Origin of the sequence: Rhizobium sp. RAF36 (assembly GCF_052114105.1) — a bacterium.
Taxonomy (GTDB): Bacteria; Pseudomonadota; Alphaproteobacteria; order Rhizobiales; family Rhizobiaceae; genus Rhizobium.
Genome location: NZ_JBFREC010000001.1, coordinates 718718 through 730440 on the forward strand (window position 1 = coordinate 718718; position 11723 = coordinate 730440).

The following is an 11723-nucleotide window of genomic DNA, read 5'->3' on the forward strand; positions in this document are numbered from 1 at the left end:
GAAATACGATGAGCAAGCGCGAATCGTCTAAGTACAAAATTGACCGCCGTATGGGCGAAAACATCTGGGGCCGTCCTAAGTCCCCGGTGAACCGCCGCGAATACGGCCCGGGCCAGCACGGTCAGCGCCGCAAGGGCAAGCTTTCGGACTTCGGTGTGCAGCTGCGCGCCAAGCAGAAGCTGAAGGGTTACTACGGTGACCTGCGTGAGAAGCAGTTCCGCGCAATCTTCGCTGAAGCCGACCGCCGCAAGGGCGACACTTCTGAAAACCTCATCGGTCTGCTGGAGTCGCGCCTGGATGCGATCGTTTATCGCGCCAAGTTCGTTCCGACCGTCTTCGCTGCACGTCAGTTCGTCAACCACGGCCACGTGACTGTGAACGGCGTTCGCGTCAACATCGGTTCTTACCGTTGCAAGGCCGGCGACGTCATCGAAGTTCGTCAGAAGTCGAAGCAGCTCGTAACGGTTCTGGAATCCGTCTCTCTCGCTGAGCGTGACGTTCCTGACTACATCGAAGTGGATCACAACAAGATGGTTGCGACCTTCGCTCGCGTCCCGACGCTCTCCGACGTGCCGTACGCGGTCGTCATGGAGCCGCATCTGGTGGTCGAATTCTATTCGCGTTAATCAACGCGAGGCGTTTTCGCATACGGAAAAGCCGCCTCACAGGGCGGCTTTTTTGTTCTCTGGAGAGAAGTCATGGTGGATTTGCAGGCAGTCCTCGACAGCATCTACAAAGAACTGACGCCGCGGATCGGCGAGGGCAAGGTTGCGGATTACATTCCCGAACTCGCCAAGATCGATCCGAACCAGTTCGGGATGACGATCTCGACCGTCGATGGCAAGGTCTACAGCGTCGGCGATGCCGCCGTGCCCTTCTCGATCCAGAGCATTTCCAAGGTTTTCATGCTGACGCTGGCGCTCGGCAAGGTGGGCGAGAGCCTGTGGAAGCGCGTCGGCCGCGAGCCATCAGGTTCGGCCTTCAATTCCATCGTCCAGCTGGAGCACGAGGGCGGCATCCCGCGCAATCCCTTCATCAATGCCGGCGCCATCGCCGTGACCGATGTCGTCATGGCGGGACATGCGCCGCGTGAGGCGATCGGTGAGCTGCTGCGCTTCGTCCGTTATCTCGCCGACGACGAATCGGTGACGATCGACGAGAAGGTGGCACGCTCGGAGACACAGACCGGCTACCGCAATTTCGCGCTCGCCAATTTCATGCGCGCCTACAAGAATATCGATCATCCGGTCGAGCATGTGCTCGGCGTCTATTTCCATCAATGCGCGCTGTCGATGACCTGCGAGCAGCTCGCCCGTGCCGGCCTGTTCCTGGCGGCCCGCGGCAGCAATCCGGTGACCGGCCATTCGGTGGTTTCGCCGAAGCGGGCGCGGCGTATCAACGCGATGATGCTGATGTGCGGCCACTATGATGGATCCGGCGACTTCGCTTATCATGTCGGCCTGCCTGGCAAGAGCGGTGTCGGCGGCGGGATCTTTGCGGTGGCGCCGGGTGTCGCCTCGATCGCCGTCTGGTCTCCGGGGCTGAACAAGGTCGGCAACTCGCAGCTCGGCGCCGTGGCGCTGGAGATGCTGGCGGCGCGCACCGGCTGGTCCATTTTCGGCGATTGATGCTGTGTCTGCCAGCCGCTTTCTGCTAAAGGCAAAGTCCTGACCATCTGGAAGAAACGATGAATATTGCAGCCAACATTGCCGATGCACTCGATGAAACCGCCGACGAAGGCGGGATCGGCCATGCGCTGTTTGCCGATGCGCCGTCTTCGGTTTCGTTCAACAAGCTGCGCAAGCGTCTGCTGCGGCAGATGCGCCAGGCCTTCGACGATTTCGATATGCTGAAGGGCCAGAAGCGCTGGCTGATCGGCGTTTCCGGCGGCAAGGACAGCTACGGTCTGTTGGCGCTTCTGCTCGACCTGCAATGGCGCGGGCTGCTGCCTGTCGAACTGATCGCCTGCAATCTCGACCAGGGCCAGCCGAACTTCCCGAAACATATTCTGCCGGAATATCTGAAGAGCATCGGCGTCAAGCACCGGATCGAATATCGCGACACCTATTCGATCGTGAAGGAGAAGGTGCCGGAGGGGGCCACCTACTGTTCGCTCTGTTCGCGCCTGCGCCGCGGCAATCTCTACCGTATTGCCAAGGAAGAGGGCTGCGATGCGCTGGTGCTCGGCCACCACCGCGAGGATATTCTCGAGACCTTCTTCATGAATTTCTTCCACGGCGGGCGGCTGGCCTCGATGCCGGCGAAGCTGCTCAACGACGAAGGCAACCTCATGGTTCTCCGGCCGCTTGCCTATTGCGCCGAGGATGACATGGCGAAGTTTGCGGCGGCGATGCAGTTCCCGATCATTCCCTGCGATCTCTGCGGCTCGCAGGACGGTCTGCAGCGCAATGCGATGAAGGATATGCTTGGCGATATCGAACGGCGGATGCCTGGCCGCAAGGACACGATGCTGCGCGCACTCTCGCATGTGAACCCGTCGCATCTTCTCGATCCGAAGCTCTTCGATTTTTCGAGCCTGATGGTCACGGAACCGTCACCGAAGAGCGAGTAACTGGGCGGAACGCTCAAACAGGGACTTATCATGACCTCGACAGTTGATATCACGACGCTTTCCGATCTCCTTCGGCGGGCGGCGAAGGCCGAAATATTGCCGCGGTTCCGCAGGCTTAGCGCCGGCGACGTGCGCGCCAAGAGTGAGGCGACCGATCTGGTGACGGAGGCCGATGAGCAGGCCGAGCGGATGATCAAGGCCGAGGCTGCCAAACTCTGGCCGAACGCCTTGTTTATCGGCGAGGAATCGGTGGCTGCCGATCCGGTATTGCTCGAGCGCCTGAAAGGCGCGGATCTCGCGATCATCGTCGATCCAGTCGACGGCACGTTCAATTTCGCGTCCGGCATTCCGGCTTTCGGCGTCATGGCATCGGTGGTGTCGAAGGGCGAAACCGTTGCGGGGATCATCTACGATCCGATGGGTGACGATTGGGTTCTGGCGGAGAAGGGTGGCGGCGCCTGGTTGAAGCGGCCGGATGGTGACACGGAGCGGCTGAAGGTTGCTGAGCCTGTCGAACTTGACCAGATGGTCGGCATGGCCTCGACCGGTTTCTTTGCCAAGGAAAAGCGCGCCGAAATCCTCGGAAATCTGGCCAAGGTGCGCTTTCTCGCCAACTACCGTTGCGCCGCGCATGAATATCGCGCCTTTGCATCCGGGCACGTGCACTATCTCTCGTACAACAAGCTGATGCCGTGGGATCATCTGGCAGGGACGCTGATCTCTCAGGAATCAGGAGCCCATGCGGCGCGTTTCGACGGCACGCTTTATCTGCCGCATCACGTCGATGGCGGATTGCTGATCGCGCCGGACAAAGCGTCCTGGGAGTTGTTGCGGAGAGAAGTTTTCACCGTTTAAGTGGCGAGGCCGAAAGCCTCGATCCATGCTCGATATATAGGAGGAAAAGCATATTTCCTCCCAAGCATTTTGATCACGAAACGGCCCCGCTTATCGAGCGGGGTTTTTCGTTTTGTCAGTTCGTCGAACTCGTGGTGATTTGGTCGACCGGCACTGCCGGCAGGTTCTGCGGAAGGGAGGCGATTGCGAACATCGCAAAGGCATAAGCGGCAAATACGGACGCCGCGACGGTGGTCTTGATCATCTCTTGCTCCAACGTTGCCCACGGAGAGTAGCCCCAAAGAGCGATGGCAGCAAGGAATATGAACGCCAGATGAACGAAACGCCATCAATCCCATGCCGAAGCGGTCTTGAACCGTGATTGGCATGGGCGCGCGTTGGTCCGGAACGACTCGCAAGGTGATTCGTTGAGTCGCATGTTTTGCGTGAGGTTGATGTCATGAAGAGCGCCCCTGCATTTTCTCCAGTGCGTATCAGGCTCGGTGGCCGTTACCGCGTCGTCAAGACTGTTCATGACGCCTACCGCCTGATGGTGACGGAGTGGCCGTTGAAGGAAGGACCTGCTCTGTATCGTGCGGAGGTTACCTGTCTCGACGCCTTCAATGGTTTGGCGGATGCCGGCGAGGCCCGGAAGAAATTTCTGGTGGCCGCTACAGAGGCGCACCTCATTGGGTGATTTCGGCGCTCCACACGCAATAGTTTTCGCCAAATCACGCTCTGCCTTTATGCGAGCACAATTGAGGTCTATATACCGGCGCATCGAACTTGCCTGTTGAGCTTCGTTTTTGCGCTTCGAGCGCCCGAGCTAATCTTTCCTCTCAAATCGATCACACACCGACGGCGTGCGCCGGGCGGTAATCTCAACGCGATTGAAAGGAAATCGTCATGAACAATGGAATCGTCAAGTTTTTCAATTCCGCCAAGGGCTTCGGCTTCATTCAGCCGAGCGACGGCTCGCCTGACATCTTCGTTCATATCTCGGCCGTCGAACGGTCGGGCATGAGCAACCTCGTTGAAGGTCAGAAGATCACTTTCGACGTCGTGCGCGATAATCGCAGCGGCAAGAATGCTGCCGAGAACCTCGCGACTGCATAACACTACCGTCTTCGACCTTTGACCACGGATGTACTGGCACGGGTCTTCAGACGATCGGGAGGCTGGGTTTTCGCCCAGCCTTTTTTCATTGATCCAATATTGAGAGCCATGATGAAAAAGACAAATGCAGAATTGCTTCTTCGCAGAGCCGAACGCCAGGTTGCCAACACCAGCGGCGGCGGCCATCTCGGCGGCACGAATTTCGGTCAGGCCTACGATGCAAAGACATCGTCGGTAAAGGGCGACAAGAGCCGCAAGCCGATGGGCAAGCGATAAGCTTCGCCATCAGTGCCGCAATCAAAAAAGCCCGCCAATCCGGCGGGCTTTTTTTATTAGAAGTGGGCAGCACCGGGATCGAGCTGCGGGCTGTCGCCGGGATGGGTGAAGAGCTTGCCTTTTTCGGCCCAGAGCGTTGCGGCAACGCTGATCGCACCGAAGACGGCAAAGCCTGCGAAGAGCGGCTGGACCGTGCCGTTGAACAGCTGGCCAACGCCGCCGCCGAGAAGGGCGCCGAAAGTCGTCGATACGAAGCCGGTGATCGCGGTTGCTGTGCCGGCCAGGTTGCCCATCGGCTCAAGGCTGATTGCCGTGAAATTGGTGGCGATCACCGCAAACAGCATCAGCAGCACTGTGAAGAGGGCGTAGTCGAGCGCGAAATTGACTGTGCCGCCGAGCGCTACGACGAAGCCGAAGGCGGAGATGACGGTAAAGAGAAGCACCGCTGCATGGGAAATGCGGCGCATGCCGAAGGTGCGGACGAAAAAGCCGTTGGCAAAGTTGGCGACGGCGATGCCACCGGCGGTCGCCGCAAAGGCGATCGGCAGCCAGTCGCCGAGGCCATAGACCTCGCCGAATACCTGCTGGACGGAGATGACATAGGCGCTGATGACGCCGGTGAACATCGTGAGACCGATCATGTAGCCGCAGGTAATGCGGTTGGTCAAAACGGTCTTGAAGCCATTGCCGACGGCGGCAAACGAGAGCGGTATGCGCTCCTCACGCGGCAGCGATTCCTTCAGCCGGGCGGCTGCCCATATGAAAAGGATCGAGCCGACGAGACCGAGCAGTATAAAGATCCAGTGCCAGTTGGCATAGCTGATGATCAGCTGGCCGACCGACGGGGCGACGATCGGCACGATCATGAAGACGATCATCACGAAGGACATGACGCGGGCCATTTCGCGGCCGCCGAAGCAATCGCGGACGATCGCCATGCTGGTGATGCGCACCGCCGCGCCGCCGATGCCCTGGACGAAACGCATGACGAGCAGCATTTCGAAGCTCGAGGTCGCGGCCGCGCCGAACATCGCAAGCACGTAGACGGCGAGACCGCCAAGCAGGATGTTGCGGCGGCCGAAGGCATCGCAGAGGCTGCCGAACAGGATTTGCGACACACCGAAGCCGAAGAAGAACACGGCGATGACCAGCTGGGCGTCGTTGGTATTGGTGACGTTGAGCGAATGGCCGATGGCCGGCAACGCCGGCAGCATGCTGTCGATCGCCATCGCAACGCTCGCGGTCATGATCGCGATGGTGATGACGAATTCGGCAAAGCCCATGCCGATGCGGGCCGAGCCCTGGTTTTCGATGTGCGCCGTATGATCCGCCGCCATAATGAAGTCCCCCAAAGAAAATGCTGTCCGGCTGCCTAGACAGCCGGATTGTGAGGCTGGAAAAGCCGTCCCTTTTCGGCAATCAGCACGAAGCCGAGACCGATGAAGGCGACGGTGAAATAGCCGATAACCATCGGCAGCGCCGTGCCGTTGAATGCCTGGCCGATGGCCGCACCGATAGCTGCACCGCCGATGGTGCTGGTGAAGCCGAGAACCGATGATGCGGTACCGGCGACATGGCCGAGCGGCTCCATCGCCAGCGAATTGAAGTTCGAGCCGATCCAGCCGAACTGGAACATCGCCAGCCCGAACAGACAGATGAAGACCGGGAAGGGCGTTGGCTGCGGACCATAAAGCTGCACCAGCAGCCAGATGGTGTTGACGATGATGAAGCCGACGAGCGAGGCATGCGACAGCCGCCGCATGCCGAAGCGGCCGACGAGACGCGAATTCAGGAATGACGAGAAGGACATGAAGATCGCGACGCCGGCAAAGGCGAAGGGGAAATAGACCCCGAGATCATAGATGCCGACATAGACCTGCTGCGCCGAGTTGATGAAGCCGAACAGCGCGCCGAAGACGACGGTGGTCGCCAGCGTGTAGCAAAGGGCGCTGCGATTGGTCAGCACCAGCTTGAAGCCGCCGATAACGGACTTCGCCGTGAACGGGCGGACATTGGCGGGCGCCAGCGTTTCCGGCAGCCGGTTATAGGCCCAGATCAGGATCAGCGTCGCCATCGTGCCGATGAAGACGAAGATCATGTGCCAGGTGGAAAACAGCATGACGAGCTGGCCGGTGCCCGGTGCGATCACCGGCACGATCATGAAAGTCATCGAGATCAGAGACATCACTTCGGCCATCTGGCGGCCGCCATAGATGTCGCGGACGATCGATATGGTGATGACGCGGGTGGCCGCAGCGCCGATGCCCTGGATGAAGCGAAGCACCAGCAGGCCGCCAAAGGACGGGATCAGCGCAATGCCGAAGGCGGAAAAGATATAGATGACGAGGCCCACGAAGAGCGGTTTGCGGCGGCCGAAACGGTCCGATATCGGGCCGAAGAACAGCTGCGCCAGACCAAAGCCGAAGAGATAGGCTGAGACGACGAACTGGCGGTGATTTTCGCTTTCGACCCCAAGATTGGCGCCGATCTGCTGGAGGGCGGGAAGCATGACGTCGATGGCGAGAGAATTGACGGCCATCATGAAGGCAGCCAGAAAGATGAACTCTCGCTTGCCCATAGGTGTTCGACCCGCGGCAACGGTGGGAGAGGTGTCCGTCACTTTAGAAATTCCCATAAACAGGCCAAGGCGCTGTTCAGCACAGCGCCTCGGACTCAAATCAAATCAGGTTTGGAAACCGGACGGACGCCCGGTGCCCGGTCAGGAGGCGGCGCGAACCGCGACGCCGTTTTCCTGCAGATGCTGCTGCAATTCGCCCGCCTGGAACATTTCCCGGACGATGTCGCAGCCGCCGATGAACTCACCCTTCACGTAAAGCTGAGGGATCGTCGGCCAGTTGGAGTAATCCTTGATGCCCTGGCGGATTTCCGAATCGGCGAGCACGTTGATGCCCTTGTAGTCGACGCCGATGTAATCGAGAATCTGGACGACCTGGCCGGAGAAACCACACTGGGGAAACTGCGGCGTGCCCTTCATGAAAAGGACCACGTCGTTGCTCTTGATTTCGTTGGCGATGAATTCGTTGATGCCGCTCATGGGACTTAATCCTTTCAACAGGCGGGTTAAAGGCCCACCGTTTCAATCGTTTGCTTTAGATAGCATGCGCCCGATCAAATTCCAGCAGTCAATGCCAAAAAAAGACCAATCGTAAGCATGCTAGGTAATGTTGTTGCGCTTTCGTTACGCCGCTGTCTTCAGCGGCTGCGCTGCTTGGTGCGGACGGCTGCGGTGCGGCGCTTGCTGACCTGTTTCTTGGCGGTCTTGCGCGGGGCGGCAGCCTTCTTGAACCGGCCAGTGGTTGCCGAGCGCGTCTGACGTTTCGTGCGCTTCGTCGTGTTGCTTCCGCTGGTCTTCTTCAGGATTTCCTTGAGAACGCTTTCGACCACGCCGTTGACAAGTTCCTTGATAAGATCGGCCATCCAATACCCCCTGCGACACAAACCGGTTCCTCGGCTATTGAATTCCGGATGTTTTAGGTTAGCAAGCGGAGTTCGCGTCCGTTCGTGCTTTTTCCGCCTTATTTGGCGTGCAAGGCGGCGGCCGATGGCGCCATGGGGGCTTGCCGGAAAGATAGTGATGGAACTGATCAGGAAGCGGGTGGTCCTGCATTTCCCGGGCTTCGAGCCGCTGGATGGACGCGCGCAGCGGGCGCGCTACGAGCGCTCCGCCAAGCAGAGTGCTGCGGCGTGGAATTACGCGGTCGAGACGGGAGACGCGGAAACATCCGATTATCCTCTGCGCTTTACCGTTCATGCCAATGCGCCGGCTTGGCAGACCGAAAACACGATCCACATCTTCGACCACGACGAACTCGTCCAGTCGCTTCGCAATAAGCCTTTGGCGCGGCGGATGGCGGATGGATTTGCCGCGGCAGCGAGGATTATCGCCGATGGCGCAATGACGGGCTATTTCCGCCACGCCTGGCGTTTCGGCCTGTTCTTCATCTTTCCCTTTCTGCTCATGATGCTCGGCATGCTGCTGACTGCCGCCATCGCGCTTCTGCCCGTTGGCGCCGGTTTTGCCGCATGGCATCTGGTCTGGAGTCTGCCGCTTGCCGGCATCTTCTTTGCCTTCGTGTTTCTGCCGTTCACGGAACGGTTCCATACGCTGCACCTGTTTGCCGATTGGGAGATGGCCGTCGGGCTCGGGCACATGAACAGGCCGCAATTCCAGGACTTTCTGGAGCGCTGTGCTCTGGCCGCGCGTGCGGCTCTTGCGGAAGAGGCGGACGAATATGTCATCTCATCGCACAGCATGGGCTCAAGCGTGGCTGCGCATGTTCTCGGGATGCTGCTCGAGCGCGAGCCGGGTCTGCTCCATGGCAAGCGCGTCGTTTTTGCCTCGCTTGGCTCCGCGGTGCTGCAATGTGCGTTGCTGAAGTCTGCCACCCTGTTGCGGTCGCGCGTCGGCGCCATTGCCCGAAATCCCGCGGTCTTCTGGCTCGACGTTCAGTGTCTGACGGACGCGATCCATTTCTACAAGGTTCCGGTCGTCGCCGTTTCCGGTCACGCCGATGCGCCGCAGGCAAAGATGCTGTTCATCCGCGTCAAACAGATGCTGACGCCCGAGCACTACAAGAAGATCAAGCTCGATTTCCTGCGGGTGCACCGGCAATACGTGCTTGGCCCTGATTTGCAGGCGTCCTTCGATTTCACGCTGCTGACTTCTGGGCCGCTGGCGGGAACGGTGATGGCTGATGGGGCGTTGAAGTCGGGGCTAGCAGAGATCAGCTAACGGAAAAGTTGGTGATCGATGCGGAACAACTTGAAATCCGATGCCGATGGATTGTTGATCTGGATCAGTCCCGGCCAGGAGCCGCCTTGCGCAAGCGCAGCATAGACCGGCGCTTGGCTGGCGTCGACCGGTAGCGGAAACGCACAGACGGCGACATAATCAAAAGGAGCGGCTGCTTCTCTTCGGATTTCGCTGTCTGCCGACGTGAAAAGTTCGAACATGTGCTTCATCCCGGGCGACGCACGGTGAAATGGAAGCGCTGCGACCGAGAAACCCGGAGGCAAGGCGAACGCAAGCGGAAGCGAAAGCCCGGCCGGAACGGCGATCTTGCCCGGCGCGACAGATGACAGAACCGAGAAATCCTGGCCCTCACACTCGCTGTAGGCCATGTAGTCGATCGCGTCGTAGCTCTGTTCCTGGGGCGGGAAAACCAGACGGAGCAACAACGCGATCGCGATGACCGATACCAAAGCGGCGCCGACGAAGCGCTGAACCTTGTTGCCGTTTGGCCCAAAGCTCTTGGGAACGGTCGCTATTTGCAGTGCGTACGGCAGAAAAAGCGGTACGAAAGCGAAGGTAAATCGGATGTTTCGGGTCTGCAGCAGTGTTATCGCAAGACTGGCGACGGCGATTGCAAAGACGATGGTAAGACCGGCATTTCCCCGCCGGGCGGCTCGAAGAATGGCCGGTAGTGCCGCAATGGCGATACACAAGAGTACGCCAAGCATCATCAGGATCGTGAACTGCGGATGCTGGAAGTAGTAGATAAAACTGAATTCCTGCGGAACGCGGTCAAGCCAGTCGTGACGCGACAGCGGATCGATCATCCAGTAGGGGCCGGATAGACATCTCGGGAAGATGTAGGCGGTCACGCCCAAGAATGCGCCGCCCATTGCTGTAAGGGCAGCAATCTTGATCGGTGCTGTCTGACGATGCAGCACCAATCCGCCGATCAGCAAGATCGATGAGCAGCCGAGCGCCAGAACGATATAGGGAGCCGAGAAGGAATCGCATTGTGTCGATCGTATTCCTGCAGGTCCGATGAATGCGAAGGCTGCGGGCAACGTCAACACCAGGATGGTGGCTGCCGCGCCAAGAAGAACATCGCGGGATCCGGCGATCTGAAAGATGAAGCAGCCCACCAGGCCCAGAAAGGCGACGGCGATCAGCGGCAGACCTTCGAGGCCGACGATGATGCAGATCATAGTCCCGATGCCCATCAGGATTCCACCGCCTCGGCTCCAGCGCTCCAGGCCGACACCGATCATCAGCAAGCCCAGGATCTGCATGTTGTGATGGTCTATGCGCGTGGGAACGAATTCCCAGATCGCATAGGTCATAAAAACGATACTGATGACGAGGATCGGATAGCTGATGACGACGCCGCTGCGCATCAGCCGGGAGAAGAACATAGCCGTCAGGGCGCTGAAGCCAATAAGCATCACTGGCGGCCAGATATGGAATGCGATCTGGAGCGCGTGCTCCGGTCCAAATGCCGGCGAGAGCAGGTAGGCAATCGCAACAAAGGGGAGGTCGATCAGCCGCGACCAGGGCGATGTGTAGGGCTCCGGCGTTGCGATAACCGGCAAGCTGAGATCAAACCAGTGTCCGCCACCGAGAAAAAGATGACGGATCTGCAGTTCCCGCATCTTGTCGTCGATATCGCCGAGAAACGCCTGACCGTCGGCCAGATCCAGGAGGGCGATGATCAGGCTGAGCGGCGCGATGATCGCAAATACTCTCAGCCAGGAAGAAGAACGGTCGCTACTCTCTGCCTCAGCTGCAATGCCCGGGAAACCAGAAGTCATGCCAATATCCGCCGCTCTCGTGTGCGGGGGAATTATGGACGGCAGACGATTAAAATTGCGCTAGGGCGCGGAAGGGGCCGAAAAAGAAAATGCCCGGCTTGGCCGGGCATCCATCTGTCTTATTCCGGCGCCGAGGTCTGAAGCGCCAGGGCGTGCAAGATGCCACCCATATTGCCTTTCAGCGCCTCGTAGACCATCTGGTGCTGCTGCACGCGGCTCTTGCCGCGGAAGGCTTCGGCGACGACTTCGGCGGCATAGTGGTCGCCGTCACCCGCCAGATCGCGGATTGTCACCTTGGCACCGGGGATCCCGGACTTGATCATGTCTTCGATGTCGCCGGGTTTCATGGGCATGATCGATTTAC

15 protein-coding genes are annotated in these 11723 nt (G+C 59.3%); 8 read left to right on the forward strand and 7 right to left on the reverse strand.

Features of this window, described 5'->3' with window-relative positions; translation table 11 throughout:
• Nucleotides 1-8: 8 nt before the first annotated feature.
• The 4 genes from rpsD to AB4Z25_RS03555 all read left to right on the forward strand — a co-directional run bounded on the left by rpsD (nucleotide 9) and on the right by AB4Z25_RS03555 (nucleotide 3427).
• Nucleotides 9-626, forward strand: a complete 618-nt coding sequence (gene rpsD, locus AB4Z25_RS03540; RefSeq protein ID WP_112387245.1) for a 30S ribosomal protein S4 — start codon at nucleotides 9-11, stop codon at nucleotides 624-626.
• Nucleotides 627-698: 72 nt separating this feature from the next.
• The gene (locus tag AB4Z25_RS03545; protein WP_112387246.1) at nucleotides 699-1628 is read left to right on the forward strand and encodes a glutaminase; all 930 of its coding nucleotides are present in this window, start codon (nucleotides 699-701) and stop codon (nucleotides 1626-1628) included.
• 59 nt (nucleotides 1629-1687) lie between these two features.
• Nucleotides 1688-2572: a tRNA 2-thiocytidine(32) synthetase TtcA gene (gene ttcA / locus AB4Z25_RS03550; RefSeq protein WP_442207861.1), complete on the forward strand. Its 885-nt coding sequence runs from the start codon at nucleotides 1688-1690 to the stop codon at nucleotides 2570-2572.
• Nucleotides 2573-2602: 30 nt separating this feature from the next.
• Nucleotides 2603-3427, forward strand: coding sequence for an inositol monophosphatase family protein (locus AB4Z25_RS03555; RefSeq protein WP_442207862.1), 825 nt, complete (start codon nucleotides 2603-2605; stop codon nucleotides 3425-3427).
• Nucleotides 3428-3542: 115 nt separating this feature from the next.
• Here the strand turns inward: AB4Z25_RS03555 and AB4Z25_RS03560 are convergent, their stop codons facing one another.
• Nucleotides 3543-3671 (reverse strand): hypothetical protein, encoded by a 129-nt coding sequence (locus AB4Z25_RS03560; protein WP_310300038.1) that lies wholly within the window; start codon nucleotides 3669-3671, stop codon nucleotides 3543-3545.
• A gap of 195 nt (nucleotides 3672-3866) precedes the next feature.
• On the opposite strand from AB4Z25_RS03560, the gene AB4Z25_RS03565 reads away from it, so the two are divergent.
• The 3 genes from AB4Z25_RS03565 (at nucleotide 3867) to AB4Z25_RS03575 (ending at nucleotide 4798) form a co-directional block, all read left to right on the forward strand.
• On the forward strand, nucleotides 3867-4103 hold the full coding sequence (locus AB4Z25_RS03565) for a DUF982 domain-containing protein (RefSeq protein WP_112516151.1): 237 nt from the start codon (nucleotides 3867-3869) through the stop codon (nucleotides 4101-4103).
• 209 nt (nucleotides 4104-4312) lie between these two features.
• Nucleotides 4313-4522, forward strand: a complete 210-nt coding sequence (locus AB4Z25_RS03570) for a cold-shock protein (protein ID WP_112387250.1) — start codon at nucleotides 4313-4315, stop codon at nucleotides 4520-4522.
• Between the two features lie 111 nt (nucleotides 4523-4633).
• Nucleotides 4634-4798, forward strand: a complete 165-nt coding sequence (locus AB4Z25_RS03575) for a hypothetical protein (RefSeq protein WP_442207863.1) — start codon at nucleotides 4634-4636, stop codon at nucleotides 4796-4798.
• A gap of 56 nt (nucleotides 4799-4854) precedes the next feature.
• Here the strand turns inward: AB4Z25_RS03575 and AB4Z25_RS03580 are convergent, their stop codons facing one another.
• The 4 genes from AB4Z25_RS03580 to AB4Z25_RS03595 all read right to left on the reverse strand — a co-directional run bounded on the left by AB4Z25_RS03580 (nucleotide 4855) and on the right by AB4Z25_RS03595 (nucleotide 8236).
• On the reverse strand, nucleotides 4855-6135 hold the full coding sequence (locus tag AB4Z25_RS03580; protein WP_112516152.1) for a multidrug effflux MFS transporter: 1281 nt from the start codon (nucleotides 6133-6135) through the stop codon (nucleotides 4855-4857).
• Nucleotides 6136-6170: 35 nt separating this feature from the next.
• Entirely contained in the window at nucleotides 6171-7376 is a 1206-nt protein-coding gene (locus tag AB4Z25_RS03585) for a multidrug effflux MFS transporter (RefSeq protein WP_112539240.1), read from the reverse strand.
• A gap of 141 nt (nucleotides 7377-7517) precedes the next feature.
• On the reverse strand, nucleotides 7518-7853 hold the full coding sequence (gene grxD, locus AB4Z25_RS03590; protein WP_112539239.1) for a Grx4 family monothiol glutaredoxin: 336 nt from the start codon (nucleotides 7851-7853) through the stop codon (nucleotides 7518-7520).
• Nucleotides 7854-8011: 158 nt separating this feature from the next.
• On the reverse strand, nucleotides 8012-8236 hold the full coding sequence (locus AB4Z25_RS03595; protein ID WP_112539238.1) for a hypothetical protein: 225 nt from the start codon (nucleotides 8234-8236) through the stop codon (nucleotides 8012-8014).
• A gap of 157 nt (nucleotides 8237-8393) precedes the next feature.
• Here AB4Z25_RS03595 and AB4Z25_RS03600 point away from each other — a divergent pair, with 157 nt between their 5' ends.
• Nucleotides 8394-9551, forward strand: a complete 1158-nt coding sequence (locus tag AB4Z25_RS03600; protein ID WP_112539237.1) for a hypothetical protein — start codon at nucleotides 8394-8396, stop codon at nucleotides 9549-9551.
• Here AB4Z25_RS03600 and AB4Z25_RS03605 read toward each other — a convergent pair.
• Nucleotides 9548-11359, reverse strand: a complete 1812-nt coding sequence (locus tag AB4Z25_RS03605) for a hypothetical protein (RefSeq protein WP_112539236.1) — start codon at nucleotides 11357-11359, stop codon at nucleotides 9548-9550. The genes AB4Z25_RS03600 and AB4Z25_RS03605 overlap by 4 nt on opposite strands.
• 119 nt (nucleotides 11360-11478) lie before the next feature.
• Entirely contained in the window at nucleotides 11479-11712 is a 234-nt protein-coding gene (locus tag AB4Z25_RS03610; RefSeq protein WP_112387257.1) for a BolA/IbaG family iron-sulfur metabolism protein, read from the reverse strand.
• Nucleotides 11713-11723: the final 11 nt, after the last annotated feature.

Coding starts and splice junctions, on each gene's coding strand:
- rpsD (WP_112387245.1), top strand. CDS start 9: ATGAGCAAGCGCGAATCGTCTAAGTACAAAATTGACCGCCGTATGGGC.
- AB4Z25_RS03545 (WP_112387246.1), top strand. CDS start 699: ATGGTGGATTTGCAGGCAGTCCTCGACAGCATCTACAAAGAACTGACG.
- ttcA (WP_442207861.1), top strand. CDS start 1,688: ATGAATATTGCAGCCAACATTGCCGATGCACTCGATGAAACCGCCGAC.
- AB4Z25_RS03555 (WP_442207862.1), top strand. CDS start 2,603: ATGACCTCGACAGTTGATATCACGACGCTTTCCGATCTCCTTCGGCGG.
- AB4Z25_RS03560 (WP_310300038.1), bottom strand. CDS start 3,671: ATGATCAAGACCACCGTCGCGGCGTCCGTATTTGCCGCTTATGCCTTT.
- AB4Z25_RS03565 (WP_112516151.1), top strand. CDS start 3,867: ATGAAGAGCGCCCCTGCATTTTCTCCAGTGCGTATCAGGCTCGGTGGC.
- AB4Z25_RS03570 (WP_112387250.1), top strand. CDS start 4,313: ATGAACAATGGAATCGTCAAGTTTTTCAATTCCGCCAAGGGCTTCGGC.
- AB4Z25_RS03575 (WP_442207863.1), top strand. CDS start 4,634: ATGAAAAAGACAAATGCAGAATTGCTTCTTCGCAGAGCCGAACGCCAG.
- AB4Z25_RS03580 (WP_112516152.1), bottom strand. CDS start 6,135: ATGGCGGCGGATCATACGGCGCACATCGAAAACCAGGGCTCGGCCCGC.
- AB4Z25_RS03585 (WP_112539240.1), bottom strand. CDS start 7,376: ATGGGCAAGCGAGAGTTCATCTTTCTGGCTGCCTTCATGATGGCCGTC.
- grxD (WP_112539239.1), bottom strand. CDS start 7,853: ATGAGCGGCATCAACGAATTCATCGCCAACGAAATCAAGAGCAACGAC.
- AB4Z25_RS03595 (WP_112539238.1), bottom strand. CDS start 8,236: ATGGCCGATCTTATCAAGGAACTTGTCAACGGCGTGGTCGAAAGCGTT.
- AB4Z25_RS03600 (WP_112539237.1), top strand. CDS start 8,394: ATGGAACTGATCAGGAAGCGGGTGGTCCTGCATTTCCCGGGCTTCGAG.
- AB4Z25_RS03605 (WP_112539236.1), bottom strand. CDS start 11,359: ATGACTTCTGGTTTCCCGGGCATTGCAGCTGAGGCAGAGAGTAGCGAC.
- AB4Z25_RS03610 (WP_112387257.1), bottom strand. CDS start 11,712: ATGCCCATGAAACCCGGCGACATCGAAGACATGATCAAGTCCGGGATC.